The sequence below is a fragment of the Leifsonia shinshuensis genome, assembly GCF_022606355.1.
Lineage (GTDB): Bacteria > Actinomycetota > Actinomycetes > Actinomycetales > Microbacteriaceae > Leifsonia > Leifsonia shinshuensis_B.
Genome location: NZ_JAHHZQ010000002.1, coordinates 101,307 through 115,693, shown reverse-complemented (window position 1 = coordinate 115,693; position 14,387 = coordinate 101,307). Strand labels below are relative to the sequence as shown.

Below are 14,387 nucleotides of genomic sequence, written 5' to 3'. Positions count from 1 at the left end.
ATGGCGACCATGACTTCGATACGGCAGACCCCGTCCCCCACCCTCGACGTCCGCAATCCCTACACGGGCGCGACGATCGGGTCGGTTCAGCAGACGGACGTGCAGGACATCGATCGTGTGATCGAGCGCGCGAAGCTGGGCTTCGAGCTCTCCCGCAAGCTCTCCCGGTACACCCGACACGGCATCCTCGCCCGTGCTGCGTCGCTCGTACTCGAGCGCCAGGACGAGCTCGCCGCCCTGATCGTGGCAGAAGCCGGCAAGACCATCCGTCAGGCGCGCAAGGAGGTCCGCCGAGCGGCGAACACGCTGTCGCTGTCCGCGGACGAGGCCCGCTCGAATGCGGGCGAGGTCGTTCCGTTCGACGCGTTCGAAGGTTCGGAGAACCGCACGGGGTGGTTCACTCGTGAGCCTCTCGGCGTGATCGCCGCGATCACGCCCTACAACGACGCCCTCAACCTGGTCGCCCACAAGCTCGGACCGGCGATCGCGGCCGGCAACTCGGTCATCCTGAAACCTTCGCAGCTCACTCCGCTGACGGCGGTCCGGCTCGTGGACCTGCTGATCGAGGCCGGCCTCCCGGACGAGATCATCACCGTCGTCAGCGGGGACCGCACGGTCGCCCAGGCGATCGTCGGAGCACGGGAAGTGCGCCTGGTGTCCTTCACGGGAGGCTTCGCGACCGGCGAGGCGATCGCGCGAGGTGCGGGACTCAAAAAGCTGTCGATGGAACTCGGAGGGAACGCTCCCGTGGTGATCTTCGACGACGCGCGCATCAACGAGGCCGTCGAAGCCACGGTCTCGGGGTCGTTCTGGGCAGCCGGCCAGAACTGCATCGGCTCGCAGCGCATCCTCGTGCATCGCGACGTCTACGACGCGTTCCGCGACCTCTTCGTCGCCGCGACGTCGGCTCTCACCGTCGGCGACCCGACCGACGAGACCACGGACGTCGGGCCCATGATCACCGAAGAAAGCGCCATGCGCGCCGAGCGTCTGGTCGACGACGCCCTCGCGGCGGGAGCGTCGGTGCTCGCCGGCCATCGACGGGAAGGCTCCGTCTACCAGCCGACCGTGCTCGAGAACGTGCCGTTCTCGTGCGAGGTGTGGGCCGATGAAGCCTTCGGGCCCATCGTCGTACTCCAGGTGTTCGACACCGAAGAGGAGGCGCTCGCGCTCGCGAACGAGATCGACTTCAGCCTCCACGCCGCCGTCTTCACCAACGATCTCAACCGCGCGCTCCGGCTGTCGGCCCAACTCGACGCCGGCGGCGTGATGGTGAACGACTCGTCCGACTACCGCATCGACAGCATGCCGTTCGGGGGTTCGAAGTACGGCAGCATGGGCCGGGAGGGAGTCCGCTTCGCATTCGAGGACATGACTCAGCCCAAGGTGGTGTGCATCAACGGATGAGCACGAACACACTCTCCCGCACAGAGACCGACTCGCTGGGAGACGCCGCGGTGCCGGCGTCGGCGTACTGGGGGATCCACACGCTGCGGGCGCTGGAGAACTTCCCCATCAGCGGGACTCCGATCTCCCGCCATCCGTCACTCGTCACGGCGTTGGTCACCGTCAAGCAGGCGGCGGTGATGGCCAACGAGGATCTCAAGCTGGTTCCCCACTCCACGGCGCGCGCCATCATCGCCGCCTGCGAGCGCATTCGTCAGGGCGACCTGCATGACCAGTTCTGCGTGGATGTCGTTCAGGGCGGCGCGGGCACGAGCAGCAACATGAACGCCAACGAGGTCATCGCCAACGCGGCGCTCGAGACCCTCGGTTTCAAGAAGGGGCGGTACGACCGCGTCCATCCCATCAACGATGTGAACAGGAGCCAGTCGACCAACGACGTCTATCCGACGTCGGTGAAGCTGGCGATCGTCTCGGCGTTCCAGCTTCTGATCCCGGAGCTGGAGGCGCTCGCGGCGGCCTTCGAGGAGCGTGGACGCGCGCACGCGGACCTGAAGAAGATCGGTCGCACGCAACTCCAGGACGCCGTGCCGATGACTCTCGGCCAGGAACTGACCGCGTTCGGCGTCTCCGTCCGAGAGGACATCCAGCGGATCCGCGAGCTCATCCCGCTGCTCCTGGAATGCAGCCTCGGTGCGACGGCGATCGGGACGGGAATCACCGCAGGGCCCGGGTACCGCACCGCCGCGCTGGATCACCTGCGCGAGCTGACGGGCCTGCCGATCGAGCCCGCCTATGACCTGTTCGAGGCCACGTGGGACACGGGCGCATTCCTGCAGGCATCCGGGATCCTGCGCCGCTCCGCAGTGAAGCTGTCCAAGATCAGTAGCGATCTGAGGCTTCTCTCGAGCGGCCCACAGACCGGTTTCGGCGAGCTCCGTCTGCCGCCGCGACAGGCCGGCTCCTCGATCATGCCGGGAAAGGTCAATCCGGTCATCCCCGAGGTGATCAATCAGATCGCCTTCTCCATCATGGGTGCGGACGTGACGGTCGCCGTCGCGGCCGAGTCGGGCCAATTGCAGCTCAATGCCTTCGAGCCGATCATCGCGCACTCGCTCCTCCAGGGGATCGGCTGGCTGACCAACGGCGTCCGCGTTCTCACCGAGCTGTGCGTGACGGGAATCCAAGGCAATAGAGAGGTGCTCGAGCAGCGCGTGTCGACCTCCGTCGGCTCGGTCACATCCCTCGTGCCTGCGATCGGCTATGAGGCCGCCGCGCGCGCCGCGAAGTACGCGCTGGAGGAGGAGATACCGATCGCCGAGGCGGTGGAGCGCTTCTCGGCGCTGGGCCGGGATGAAGCGTCCGAACTCATGTCGGTCAGACCTGTATAGCGCTACCCACGCAGAATTTGGCAAAGGTGCAGGCGCCCAAATCATGCCATACGAGCACGCCGCTCAAAATCATGGTGTCGCGGGTTCGAGTCCCGCCCTCGCTGCATAGCTCGAAAACACGGGAACGGCGGCTGATGTTCAGCCGCCGTTTCTCGTTTACGGCCAATCTGGGCAGCCACGGACACCGCGCAAGGTGAACGACGTGGGCGAACAGCGATGGCCGTTACGGATCAGATCGGATGGATCTTCCTGCTGGTCGCGAGTCCGGACGAACAGGGTCGGCATCAGTCCTTCCGCAGTCGGACCGGGTGCTCGCTGAGGATCGAGATCCGGTTGAAGGCGTTGATCGTCACCGCGACCCATTCGGCCGCGGCGAACTCGACATCGCCCAGAAGGTTACGGGCCCCGGCCAGGTCGGCCCGCGCGTCCTCGGTCAACGGCAGCGCGGTCGCTGCCTCGGCGATGGCCAGCATCGCACGCTCGCGCTCGTCGTAAACTCCCGAGTCGCGCCAGGCGGCCAGCATGTCGAGTTTCTGCTGGGGCACGCCGACGCGACGCGCCTCCCGGGTGTGGAGGTCGAGGCAGAAGGCGCACGCGTTGAGCTGGGACGAGCGCACCTTGATGAGCTCGACCTCCTGCTCTGTCACTCCCGCGCGAACCACCTCCTGCACCACCGTCGTGGAGAGTGCTTGCGCGGCTCGCCACGCATCGGGCATGACCTTGTCCAAGAACGGGCGCATGCTCTCATTCAACCTCACGGACGTGCGCGCAGTGCTCCGAAGAGCCGGGCGATGCGGTTCTGCCACGCGACGAGGACGCGTGGCTCTCGGTGCTGGTGGTGGATGCGGCCTTGCAGACGCGGGTGCCTGCCCTGTGGGCGCGGGTGCTTCCCCTGCATAGCATGACCGTGGGTGCGTGCCGAGTGGTCCGGAACGCCGGGGACGCGGTGCGTGGCCTCGTGGAGGGCACCGGCATCCCGCCCCGTCGCGACGATGCGTCCCGCGCCGAGCAGTCGCGCGATCTCGGGTGCGATCCCATCGGGAATCGGCATCGCATATCCGGCCGGAACGACCACGCGCTCGGCGAGCGCACCCGCAGGAGGCTTCAGACCGCCGAATCCGACGAGCGTGCCGTCGGTGAGGCGACCGACGCCGTCGAAGCACGGGATCGCGGGCAGTGCGGCCACGAAGTCGGCCGCGGCGTAGTGCGTGCCGGCGACGAACGCACGGTCGACGTTCTCCACTGCGACGGCTTCGACCGTGACGAGGATCTCACCGTCGCCGACTCGTGGTCATCCCAGCAGGTCGCGCAGTCGCGCTTTCGCACGTGCGAATCGGGTCCGGGCCGTAGCCGGTTTCAACCCGAGTATGGCGCCGGCCTCGGCGACTCCGAATCCGTCCCAGAGGATCAACGTGACCAGTTCGCGGTCGTTCTCCGTGAGCTGCGCGAGAGCGTCGGTCATGGTCTCGTCTGTTCCTGTCGCGACGGCAGCAGTGGCGAGGCTCTCACGAAGCCGGTCGTTCAGGGCGATGCGTCGGATCGCCCCTCGGCGGAAGTTGGCGAGGACTCGCCTGGCGACTCCGAATGCCCACGCGCGATGGTCCCGCGCATCGGCCGGGAGGTCATCACGCCTCCTCCAGAGCACCAGAAGCGTCTCGGAAAGGCAATCAGCGGCGTCCTCGGTCGGCCAGACCCGCCGAGTGAAGTAGGCGAGCAGGTCCGGCGCGATTTCGCGGAGGAACGGTTCAAGGACGTTGACGTCGGTTCGCTCGGCGCCGATGCTGGCGGTCATCCGCCGAGGTTCCCGGTGAACGGAGCGCAACCGTCGATTCCGTACGCTGCGACGATGGCATCACGATCGCCGTCTCCTGCGGAGCGGGCGACCTCGCGCAGGTGATCCACGACGCCAGAACCGTCGGTGCTCACAGTGGCCGGCCAACCGGTCGCTTCGTCGATGGTCTTGGTTGCGAGCGCGAGCGCGGCCTCATCGCGAGTCTGGTCCGCGTCGATCCATGCCCGGTACCACGTGCATCGGCCGTAGCTCTCGAACATGCGTCTGATGTCCGTTTCCTGGGTCAGCACGTGTCCGGGCGTCTCCTCCTGCGCTTCGTCGACACTTCGGTGGTAGAGGGATCCGACTGTGGCCTCGGCGTCGGCACGAGTTGTTCCGGCCGGCAACGGCATCCAGGCAGGGTAGAGGCCGCGAATGGCAGAAGGCGCGTCGGAAGCGTCGAGTCCGATCCACTCCGACTTGTCGACTTCTGTACCTTGGCCGCCGAACATGCCTGTGTGCGCCAGCCACTGCACCGCCGCTGCCGCCGGGACGCCGACAACCCCGACAGCGATGATGACTCCGAGGGCGGCTCCGAGCACAGGCCGGCGACGCCACCACACCGGCTTCGGCGTTAGTCCCGAGCGGATGTCGGGGTCGCTGAGCTGATCGAGAACGTGTGTCAGTGAAGCGGCCACGCCAGCATTCTGCGCAGGCGACACGCCGGCAACGGCTCGCACTCGCGCTTCGAGCTCGTCATCAGTGATCTTCGTCATACAACCAACATGTCCGGAACACGACCGATCGTTTCACGGCGGTCGAATACGCGCACATTCTGCGCACGACCGAGTGAGGTCAGAGGAGGTTGGTGAGGGTCGGCCGAACCCGTAGATCGTTGATGTTGCACGGCTTCTGACGGGCAGCGTCGTGGCGAGAGGGCCCAGGATAGGCCCGGCCATCGGCCGGGCTCTCTCTGTTCGTTGCGCCCAGCAGCTTCGGGTGGGGTCGATGGTGCGGGGAGAGTGTGGCGAGCCGTTCTTCTGGGTGACTCCGAGTTTCGCCCCGGCCGTGCTCCCGTACCGGCGTGGCCCTGAAACGGCTCGGCCGAACCGATTGACGCGTGTCGCTCGACGTGCCACAATCCATTAACCGAAAACCATTCGGTTAACTTATCCGAACCGAAGGGCTGACATGTCAGCAGAGACGTCCTCCTCTCCAGCACCTTCCCCCGTCCACACCGCGCGTGGCGTCGGACTTCGCGCCAACACGCTGGGCGCGGCCGGGATCGCATTCCTCGTGATCTCGGCCGCCGGCCCGCTCGGCTACCTCGGCGGGTTCAGCCCGCTGATGCTGGGAATCGGCGGCGTCGGCGTGCCTGCCGCGTTCCTCGGCGCAGGTGGCGTGCTGCTGCTCTTCCTCGCCGGCTTCACCGCCATGACACCGCACGTCCGCAGCCAGGGTGCGTTCTATGCCTACATTTCCGTCGGCCTGGGCCGGGCAGCGGGGGCCGCGAGCGCGATCGTCGCTCTCGTCGCATACAACGTCGCCCTCATCGGCGCGCTCGGCCTGATCTCGGTGTACGTCGTTCAGGATGCGAAGCTCCTCATCGGCGTCGACATCCCGTGGCCGGTCGCGGCTGTCGTGGTCGCCTTCGTGATCTTCGCGATCGCGGCCACGGGGATCGGTGTCGGTGCCCGAGTGCTGGCCGTGCTTCTCAGCGCGGAGCTCGCTCTGGTCGCGTTCGTGGCCATCGCGGTGCTCGTCCGAGGCGGCGCACACGGATTGGAACTGTCCTCGCTGCTTCCCTCGAACGTGTTCGCGCCGGGGATGGGCGCGGTCCTCGCACTCGCGTTCATCGGCTTCCTGGGCATCGAGGCGATCGCCCTCTACCGGGCGGAAGCGCGTGACCCCGACCGGACGATCCCGCGGGCGGGCGTGGTGACGGTGGTGGGGATCGCCGCGTTCTACGCGGTCGTCAGTTGGGTGGTCGTGCAGGGTTTCGGCGCGAGCAGTCTGGCCACGGCCGTCGAGAAGTACGGTGCGGACCTGTTCTTCGTCCTGGCTCGCACGTACGTCGGCGAGTGGGCCTCCATCCTCATGCAGGCCCTGATCCTCACGAGCCTCCTCGCCGCGCAACTCGCATTCCACAACGGCGCCAACCGCTACGCTCACTCCCTCGCACTGGACGGCGTGCTACCGCGCCTGGTCGCCCGGACGTCGATGCGGACCGGAGCGCCGTGGATGGCCGGACTCCTCCAGACCGTCGTCACCGTGATCGCCATCCTCGTCGCCGCAGTGCTCGGCCTGGACCCCTACCTCAATGTCGCGCTGTGGCTCACCGGCATGGCGGCGATCTTCATGATCGTCCTGCAGATCGCCACCTCCGCGGCAGTGGTCGTCCACTTCCGGCGCGCTCGGCAGGGACTGCTGCGGCGTCGATGGGCACCCGCCGTCGCTGCGATCCTCCTGTCGCTGGCTCTGGCTGTCCTGCTGGCGCAATTCGATCTCCTGACAGGGGCGGCATCGGCTGTGAACGCGGTGCTGATCGCCGTCCTGTGCAGTGTGATCGTGCTCTCGGCGGCGTGGGCCTGCGCGACGGCCATCCGGAGACCGGAACGACTTGCAGCCGTCGGCATGAGACCTGCCGACGAGACCGAACAGCACCTCACCCGAAAGGAAACCCGATGACACTGGACTACACGCTCGACCGGGCGGTCGGCACCGACCTCCCGTTTCCGCTCGAGGAATATCACGACCGCTGGGAGCGCACCCTCCTCGCGATGCGTGACGCGGACCTTCCGGCGTTGGTCGTATGGCAGAAGAGCGGCGGGTCGTTCGATCGTGCCGGAGACGTGTACTGGCTGACGAACTACGCGTCCATCGCGTCCGGACAAGAGCCTCCGCTTCCCGGCGTCGGCGCCGGCCGCGCCCACGCAGCCGTCCTCCTTCGCCCCGGACACGAGCCAGAGGTCCACACCGTCGACGGTGCCGCCTCGACCGACCCGGCGCAAGTCGCGACAGGAGCGGTCCACAGCCACTTCGACCTGGGCGAGGGACTCGCACAGCGGATGAACGACCTCGGGCTCGAGGGCCGCGTCGGCTACGTCGGCGACAACTTCCTGCCCGTGCAGATCCACCGCGCCCTCACCGAGCGCACCCCGCAGATCGAGTGGGTGGCGGTGGACGACCTGCTCGTGCGCGTGCAGATGCACAAGTCGCCGCGCGAGCGTGACGTGTTCCGGGAGGCGGGCGTCATCGCCTCCCGATCCATGGATGCGCTGATGACCGCCCTCATCGCGGGCAAGCCGGAGTCAGAAGCCGCGGCGATGGCCGCGGCGGAGGTCTACCGCGCGGGGGGTGGCATCCAGCGGGTCGCGATCGACCACGGACAGCACAGCGAGCACTTCATGTGGAGCAGCCCGATGTATGGCCACCGCCCCGTGGCTCCGCGCGAAGGCGACATGCTGCGGGGTTGGATCTACGGTCCGATCCTGCACGGTTACTGGCTGGATCCCGGACGCACCGCGGTCTGCGGCAATCGCCCCACCTCGGCGCAACGCCGGCTCGTGGAGGACAGCCTCAGCATCCACAACGCGATCATCGATGCCTTCCGCCCCGGTGCGACCGCCGCGGAGATCGGAGCTTACGGCGACCGCCTCGTGGAGCAGAGCGACTTCGCGGTAGCAGACGCCTCGCAGTGGGATGTCTACGGGCACGGACTCGGCACGTTCTTCCAGGCGCCGGTGGTCCCCGCCGGTGGTGAGGCCCCGGCAGCGGCGTTCATCCACGAGCCGATCCGTGAGGGCAGCGTCATGACCGTGGAGGTGTTCTTCAACACCCCGGGAGTCGGATCGGCGACCTGGGAGGATGTCTTCATCGTCGGCGCGGATGGCAACGAGATGCTCTCGACGAGCCCGCAGCTCTACTGGTGACCGTGGACGCTGGGCTCGGTCGGGCGATCCGAGCCCAGCGCCTCGCTCAGCCCCGCCACGAGGACCTCGAGCCCGAACGCGAACGCGCTCTCCGAACGCGCACGCCCTCGTGGCGCCGAGGAGAGCGCGTCGCGCAACGGCCCGTCGGGGAAACGCTCGGGGAGCCAGGTGTCGTCGGGTGTCGCGAGATCGAGCGCCGCACCCAGGGTGAACACGTCGACCGTCGTGACCGCGTCGAGCAGCCTGTCGTCGCTGAACCCCGCCCTGCGCAGGATGCCCGCCAGCGACTGGTAGAGGGCCACCGTCTCGGGGCCGGCGACCGTGTTCAACGTGAGCACCGGTATGAGCCGAGGATGCTCGCCGAGCGCGTCGCGATAGCGCCGGACGAAGCGGGTGAGCGATTGCTCCCAGGTGAGACCCGTCTCGTCACCCGGGTTGGACGGGATGAGCTCGTTCCGCGTCAGTTCGATGATCGCGGAGCGGCCGGTGACATGGCTGTAGAGCGAGGAGGGCACCACGCCAAGCGCACGCGCGAGCCCTTCGATCGTGAAATCACCCGTGCTGTCCACCTCGGCGATCGCCGCTCGGGCGATCAGCTCCGGCGACAGCTTCGGAGTGCGTGGTCTCGGCATCGAATCCCCCTCGACTGCACCGTTGAGATGCTCATGACAGTAACCGAATCATATTCGTAAAAGGAGCGACGATGGATCTCATCCTGGCTGGCAGCGTCCCGTTGGCGCCCGGTGGACGACCGGTCCACGCCATCGGGATCGCCGACGGGCACATCGTCGCCGTCGGCGACCGCGCCGACATCCGAGACTGGCGCGGTCGAGGAACCGCTGTCTACGATGTCGGGTCGGCAGCCATCCTGCCCGGGTTCACCGACGGCCATACCCACCCGGTTCTCGGAGCCAACCTGACAGCAGGTGTCTCGCTGCGCGATGCGCGGGATCTCGACAGCGTCCGACGCCTCCTGGCCGACGAGGCCGCAACCGCGCCCCCCGGCGAATGGCTGCGGGGCTGGGGTCTCCTGCCGGACGTCTTCGGCGGGCGCGCCCCCAGCCGGTCGATGATCGACGACGCCACCGGCGGCCGGCCGGCCCTGCTCCGGATGTTCGACGGGCACTCGGCGCTCGCGAGCTCCGCCGCCCTCCTCGCAGCCGGGATCCACGGCGCGCATGACCTGCCCGGAGTTGCCCGCATCGTGTGCGACGAGGACGGTTCGCCCACCGGCTATCTGCGGGAGCCGGATGCTGTGGAGCTGGTCGAGCGCGCGGCGCCCGCCCTCTCGTCCCATCGCCAGGCGGCCCTCCTCCGCACGGCGCTCGAGGCGATGTCCCAGGCCGGACTGACCGGAATCCATGCGCTGGAGTTCGACGACGCGGCAGCGCGCCTGTATCGAGCACTCGAGGATGACGGTCCGCTGCCGGTGACGATCCGTTGCATGCCCTGGTGCCCGGCGGACTCGGACCGGCAGGCCTGGAGTGCGCTCGCGGGGATGCAGAACCGCCGCGGCGACCGCTGGCGAGTCGGTGGCGCCAAGTTCTTCCTCGACGGAACGATCGACGACGGGACCGCCTGGCTGTCGGAGCACGACAGCCTCGGCGGCTCGACGGCGCCGCTCTGGCACGACCTCGACGCGTACGGCGCCGCGATCCGCTACTTCGCGGAACGGGGCATCGTCACTGCCACGCATGCCATCGGCGATCAGGCGGTGCTCCACGCCGCCGACGCGATCGACAGGGCGAATGCCGGCCTCGGGTCTCATCGTCGAGTCGTGCCCCACCGTATCGAGCACATCGAGTATCTCTCCGGACGCGGCATCGCCCGCATTGCTGCCTCATCGGCGACGATCAGCATGCAGCCCACCCACTGCACGGACTTTCTCCACCCGGACGAAACGGACAACTGGTCCATACGGATGGGCCACGACCGCCTCGCGAACGCCTGGCCGCTGGGGCGACTCGAAGCCGCAGGGGTTCCGCTCGTCCTCGGGTCGGACTGGCCCATCGCCGGCTTCGATCCGCGTCGAATCATCGCCTCCGCCTGCCTCCGGCGCTCACCGGGCTCCTCCCGGGCCGAGGCGATCGCGCCGCACCAGGCCCTCAGCATCCCTGCAGCGATCGCCGGCTACACCGTGTCTGCCGCCCGGTCCGTCGGAGACGGCGCGATCGCCGGATCCATCGAGGTCGGCAAGCGCGCCGACCTCAGCGTCTTCGCCGCCGATCCGTCGACTGCTCCACTCGACGAGTTCGTCGACGCCCCCGTCGTCGGCACCGTCGTGGCAGGGTCGGTCGTGTTCATGAGCGCATGATGAGGACCGGCCGTGTCTCGTGGTCTTCTGATCGTGGTTCGCCAAAATATATAGACCGGTCTATTATGAACGCATGACATCCAAAGGAGACCTGACGAAGGCACGGCTCGCAGAGTCCATGCTCGAGCTCATCCAGACCAGCGGTTTCAGCGGAACGGGCCTGAACGCGGTGATCGAGCACGCGGCGGCGCCCAAAGGGTCCGTCTACTTCCACTTCCCCGATGGGAAGGAAGGTCTCGGAGTCGCCGCGGTCGAACTCGCAGCGAAGCAGTTCGAGACGCTGATCTCGGAGGCGGCCGCGTCCACGGGGAACGCGTCGGATGCTGTCCGCGCCGTGATCGCCGCCCTGTCGACCATCGTCAGCGGGAGCGACTTCCGGTTGGGCTGCCCGGTCTCGGTCGTCACGCTGGAGATGGGCGCGGAGAGCGAGAGACTCCGGCTCGCGTGCGTCACGGCATTCGAGTCGTGGATCGCGGCAGCGGCCTCGCTCCTCGAGGCCGGCGGCGTCGATGCCGAGCACGCCCGGTCTCTGGCGACCGTCGTCGTGTCGACGATCGAGGGGGCGGTCATCGTCTCTCGCGCCATGCGGAGTGTTCAGCCGCTGGCTTCAGCCGCGGAGGTCGTGGCGGCGCTCATCGACCAGCGCTCCGCGAAGGCGGGGGAGACGCGATGACACCGGATGAAGGCTCCCGACACGCCCTGGTCTTCGGCGCCTCCGGACTGGTCGGCCGTCACCTCGTCCTCACGCTTGCAGCGGCCGGTGCGAAGGTCACCGCCGCGGTTCGGAACGCCGAGTCAGGAGCGCGCGTCGAGCGGTGGGTCGAGGAGCACGGCCTGAGCCGGCGCATCGGCACGACGATCGTCGATTTCGATGCTCCGGAGATCCTTGCGGGTGGGCCGGCGGCCTTCGCGTCCATCACCGAGATCCACAACTGCGCCGGGTCCTACCGGTTCGGCATGACCGCTCACGAGGCACGCGGCGCGAACGTCGGAATCGTCGAGAAGCTGATCGACTTCGCCGCAGGACTGCCCCGCCTGCAGCGCGTCGTCCATGTGTCGGGGTACCGCGTGGGCGGCCAGGACCCCACGAGCGTCCCGTGGTCGGCCGACCAGCGCGCCGCGATCTACGACGAACTCGGCGCCTACGAGGCGTCGAAGGTGGAATCCGACGCGATCTTCCAGGCGCGAGCTCTCGCGCGCGGAGTCCCCTGGACGATCGTCAACCCGTCCAGCGTGATCGGCGACAGTACGACGGGGGAGTCCGACCAGCTCATCGGGCTCGCCACGACGATCGAGCAGGTCTGGGACGGCACCGCGGCTGCGCTTCCCGGAGGCGGATCGACGTTCCTCCCGGTCGTGACGGTCGACTACCTGGCCGCCTTCATGGCGGCCGCGGCCGTCGATCCGGCTTCTGCCGGAGTGGCCTATTGGGTTCTCGACGACGACACCCCGCCGCTCGCCGACCTGCTCACGCACGTCGGCCGGCATCTCGGCGCGAAGGTCCCGTGGCTGAGGATTCCGGTCGGCGTCATCAAACGGCTCCCGCAGCGGATCACCAAGGCGGATCCGGAGACGCTCGGCTTCATGTCCGCCGACCGCTATCCGACGCAGTCCGCGATCGACTTCGCCGACCGGCACGGGATCCGGATGCCCGAAGTGCGGGAATCCCTGGAACGTTGGGCCGACCATCTGGCCGCCCACCGGTTCCGTGCCGATCTGAAGGGCGACCGCCGATTCGTCGATGCCGGGGGTGTGCGGACCTTCCAGCTCGGAGCGACCGCATCCAACCGGCTGATCCTCCCCGGGCTGCCGCTCAACGCCGACACCTGGGCCGAGGTCGCATCGGGCATCGACGCGCGAGCCGTCGATCTGCCCGGACTCGGCCTCAGCGGCGGCACGGGCATCCACGACTGGCAACGGTGGCTTCCTGCTGTGCTGGGCGAGGAGCCCGCCGATCTCTTCGGCCATTCGATCGGCGCGGCTGCGGCCGTGATCGCGGCCGACCGGTTCCCGGCACAGGTCAGATCCCTGACGCTGATCTCCCCCTTCTTCCTCCAATCCCCGACAGGCGCCTCGACCAGACTGCGCCCGCTCATCAGCACCTACCTCCGGCACACCGACCCGGCTCGGCTCTCTCGCACGCTGACCGGATCAGAAGCGAGCGCGGTCGCCCTCGCGTCGAGCGTCAGCGATCTCAAGCGAAGCACCGCCACGAGGGTGGCCGAGCACCTCGCGCGCGCGGGATCGAGGCGATGGCGCGCCGAGCTCCGGGAGGCACTCGGGCGATTCCGCGGCCCGGTCCGCATCATCACAGGAAGCGAAGACCCCCTCGCCCCTTCCGCGACGGAACTGCTGGAGTCGCTTCCGGACGTCGAGCTGATCTCGATCCCCGGTGCCGGGCACCATCCGCAGCTCACCCACGACGACGTTCTGATCGAGCTGCTCACGCGAGTGGGTGTGGGGTGACGGACGGGCCCGTTGTTCCCCGCGACACGGGCCGATCCCCGCACCGTGACATCTGTCACCGCGTCGCGTGACATCAGGGCACTTTCGCCGTCTTCGCATGTTCGGTGGGATTGAGGGACGACGAAACCGCGGACTCCGAGCCGCCCTCCCGAGATGAGAACCCTGTGCGAAAACGCGTGAAGATCACCCTGCTGACGATCGGAGCGGTCGTGGCGCTTCCTGTCCTCCTGCTCACGACCACGTCGATCGTGAACGTCGTGGCGACGAAGTCCGATCTCGCAGCGATCGTGCCCTACGGCGAGAAGGTCCCCGTGGACGGCAAGAAGATGAACGTGGTCGACACCGGGACCGGTGCCGAGACGATCGTTCTGCTGCCGGGCCTCGGCACTGCGGCGCCGGCGCTCGACTTCACACCTCTCATCTCCCAGCTCGACAAGAAGTACCGGGTGATCGCGGTCGAACCGTTCGGCACCGGATTGAGCGATCAGACCGCCAAACCTCGCACCGCACAGAACATCGCCCGAGAGATCCATGAGGCGCTGCAGTATCTCGGTGTCGACCGCTACGTGCTCATGGGGCATTCGATCGCCGGGATCTACGCACTCGAGTACAGCTCGATGTATGCGGATGAACTCGTCGCGTTCGTGGGAATCGACAGCAGTGTCCCGAATCAGCCCGGGTGGGACGAGCCCGCTCCGACCGACGGCCTCGCCGCCCTTCGCGACCTCGGCATCCTCCGAGTCCTGGCGGCGGTGTCCGGCGATCCGTACGCCGGGATGCCGTACGACGAGCGCACGAAGGAGCAGATGCGGCTGCTGACCACGAGGAACGCGACCGAACCGACGCTCCTCGATGAGATGAACCGAACCACCGCCAACTTCGCGGCGGTGCGGGGCAAGACGTTCCCGGCGTCGCTGCCCGTCCTGCTCTTCGTGAGGCGGGACGACCAGGACGTCCCCGGCTGGCTCGCCCTCCACGAGCGGCAGGCGGCGACCGTCGAACGAGGAAAGGTCATCGTGCTGGAGGGTGAGCACTACCTGCATCACACCCGATCGGCAGAGATCGGAACCGACACCACGGCGTTCCTGGATTCTCTCCCGATACGCTGA

13 protein-coding genes are annotated in these 14,387 nt (G+C 67.9%); 8 read left to right on the top strand and 5 right to left on the bottom strand.

All coding sequences use genetic code 11. The features are described 5' to 3' along the window. Nucleotides 1-9: 9 nt before the first annotated feature. Both KNO15_RS07320 and KNO15_RS07315 read left to right on the top strand, forming a co-directional pair. The gene (locus tag KNO15_RS07320; protein WP_241702818.1) at nt 10-1,407 is read left to right on the top strand and encodes an aldehyde dehydrogenase family protein; all 1,398 of its coding nucleotides are present in this window, start codon (nt 10-12) and stop codon (nt 1,405-1,407) included. Beyond that, nucleotides 1,404-2,795 carry an aspartate ammonia-lyase gene (locus KNO15_RS07315; RefSeq protein WP_241702817.1) on the top strand — a complete coding sequence of 464 codons (1,392 nt, stop codon included), beginning with the start codon at nt 1,404-1,406 and terminating at the stop codon, nt 2,793-2,795. The genes KNO15_RS07320 and KNO15_RS07315 overlap by 4 nt, the downstream gene beginning before the upstream one ends. Before the next feature lie 284 nt (nt 2,796-3,079). Here KNO15_RS07315 and KNO15_RS07310 read toward each other — a convergent pair whose 3' ends face one another. Genes KNO15_RS07310 through KNO15_RS07295 form a run of 4 tightly spaced genes read right to left on the bottom strand, consistent with a single transcriptional unit; the run spans nt 3,080 to nt 5,342 of the window. Continuing rightward, on the bottom strand, nt 3,080-3,535 hold the full coding sequence (locus KNO15_RS07310; RefSeq protein ID WP_241702816.1) for a carboxymuconolactone decarboxylase family protein: 456 nt from the start codon (nt 3,533-3,535) through the stop codon (nt 3,080-3,082). 14 nt (nt 3,536-3,549) lie between these two features. Beyond that, nucleotides 3,550-4,038, bottom strand: a complete 489-nt coding sequence (locus tag KNO15_RS07305; protein WP_241702815.1) for a hypothetical protein — start codon at nt 4,036-4,038, stop codon at nt 3,550-3,552. Between the two features lie 48 nt (nt 4,039-4,086). Continuing rightward, nucleotides 4,087-4,587 carry an RNA polymerase sigma factor gene (locus tag KNO15_RS07300; protein WP_241702814.1) on the bottom strand — a complete coding sequence of 167 codons (501 nt, stop codon included), beginning with the start codon at nt 4,585-4,587 and terminating at the stop codon, nt 4,087-4,089. Beyond that, nucleotides 4,584-5,342: a hypothetical protein gene (locus tag KNO15_RS07295; RefSeq protein WP_241702813.1), complete on the bottom strand. Its 759-nt coding sequence runs from the start codon at nt 5,340-5,342 to the stop codon at nt 4,584-4,586. The genes KNO15_RS07300 and KNO15_RS07295 overlap by 4 nt, the downstream gene beginning before the upstream one ends. A gap of 415 nt (nt 5,343-5,757) precedes the next feature. On the opposite strand from KNO15_RS07295, the gene KNO15_RS07290 reads away from it, so the two are divergent. Both KNO15_RS07290 and KNO15_RS07285 read left to right on the top strand, forming a co-directional pair. After that, the gene (locus tag KNO15_RS07290; RefSeq protein WP_241702812.1) at nt 5,758-7,254 is read left to right on the top strand and encodes an APC family permease; all 1,497 of its coding nucleotides are present in this window, start codon (nt 5,758-5,760) and stop codon (nt 7,252-7,254) included. After that, complete coding sequence (locus KNO15_RS07285; protein WP_241702811.1) at nt 7,251-8,498, top strand: M24 family metallopeptidase; 1,248 nt, start codon at nt 7,251-7,253, stop codon at nt 8,496-8,498. Before KNO15_RS07290 ends, KNO15_RS07285 begins: the two co-directional genes overlap by 4 nt. Here KNO15_RS07285 and KNO15_RS07280 read toward each other — a convergent pair. After that, nucleotides 8,489-9,130, bottom strand: a complete 642-nt coding sequence (locus tag KNO15_RS07280) for a TetR/AcrR family transcriptional regulator C-terminal domain-containing protein (RefSeq protein ID WP_241702810.1) — start codon at nt 9,128-9,130, stop codon at nt 8,489-8,491. The genes KNO15_RS07285 and KNO15_RS07280 overlap by 10 nt on opposite strands. A gap of 71 nt (nt 9,131-9,201) precedes the next feature. On the opposite strand from KNO15_RS07280, the gene KNO15_RS07275 reads away from it, so the two are divergent. The 4 genes from KNO15_RS07275 (at nt 9,202) to KNO15_RS07260 (ending at nt 14,387) form a co-directional block, all read left to right on the top strand. Then, nucleotides 9,202-10,812, top strand: coding sequence for an amidohydrolase (locus KNO15_RS07275; RefSeq protein WP_241702809.1), 1,611 nt, complete (start codon nt 9,202-9,204; stop codon nt 10,810-10,812). Nucleotides 10,813-10,885: 73 nt separating this feature from the next. Beyond that, nucleotides 10,886-11,485 carry a TetR/AcrR family transcriptional regulator gene (locus KNO15_RS07270; RefSeq protein WP_241702808.1) on the top strand — a complete coding sequence of 200 codons (600 nt, stop codon included), beginning with the start codon at nt 10,886-10,888 and terminating at the stop codon, nt 11,483-11,485. Continuing rightward, entirely contained in the window at nt 11,482-13,278 is a 1,797-nt protein-coding gene (locus tag KNO15_RS07265; RefSeq protein ID WP_241702807.1) for an alpha/beta fold hydrolase, read from the top strand. The genes KNO15_RS07270 and KNO15_RS07265 overlap by 4 nt, the downstream gene beginning before the upstream one ends. A 164-nt stretch (nt 13,279-13,442) precedes the next feature. After that, nucleotides 13,443-14,387, top strand: a complete 945-nt coding sequence (locus tag KNO15_RS07260) for an alpha/beta fold hydrolase (RefSeq protein ID WP_241702806.1) — start codon at nt 13,443-13,445, stop codon at nt 14,385-14,387.

Bases quoted from the DNA above. Each gene is read 5' to 3' on its own strand.
- KNO15_RS07320 (WP_241702818.1), top strand. From the start codon at position 10: ATGACTTCGATACGGCAGACCCCGTCCCCCACCCTCGACGTCCGCAAT.
- KNO15_RS07315 (WP_241702817.1), top strand. From the start codon at position 1,404: ATGAGCACGAACACACTCTCCCGCACAGAGACCGACTCGCTGGGAGAC.
- KNO15_RS07310 (WP_241702816.1), bottom strand. From the start codon at position 3,535: ATGCGCCCGTTCTTGGACAAGGTCATGCCCGATGCGTGGCGAGCCGCG.
- KNO15_RS07300 (WP_241702814.1), bottom strand. From the start codon at position 4,587: ATGACCGCCAGCATCGGCGCCGAGCGAACCGACGTCAACGTCCTTGAA.
- KNO15_RS07295 (WP_241702813.1), bottom strand. From the start codon at position 5,342: ATGACGAAGATCACTGATGACGAGCTCGAAGCGCGAGTGCGAGCCGTT.
- KNO15_RS07290 (WP_241702812.1), top strand. From the start codon at position 5,758: ATGTCAGCAGAGACGTCCTCCTCTCCAGCACCTTCCCCCGTCCACACC.
- KNO15_RS07285 (WP_241702811.1), top strand. From the start codon at position 7,251: ATGACACTGGACTACACGCTCGACCGGGCGGTCGGCACCGACCTCCCG.
- KNO15_RS07280 (WP_241702810.1), bottom strand. From the start codon at position 9,130: ATGCCGAGACCACGCACTCCGAAGCTGTCGCCGGAGCTGATCGCCCGA.
- KNO15_RS07275 (WP_241702809.1), top strand. From the start codon at position 9,202: ATGGATCTCATCCTGGCTGGCAGCGTCCCGTTGGCGCCCGGTGGACGA.
- KNO15_RS07270 (WP_241702808.1), top strand. From the start codon at position 10,886: ATGACATCCAAAGGAGACCTGACGAAGGCACGGCTCGCAGAGTCCATG.
- KNO15_RS07265 (WP_241702807.1), top strand. From the start codon at position 11,482: ATGACACCGGATGAAGGCTCCCGACACGCCCTGGTCTTCGGCGCCTCC.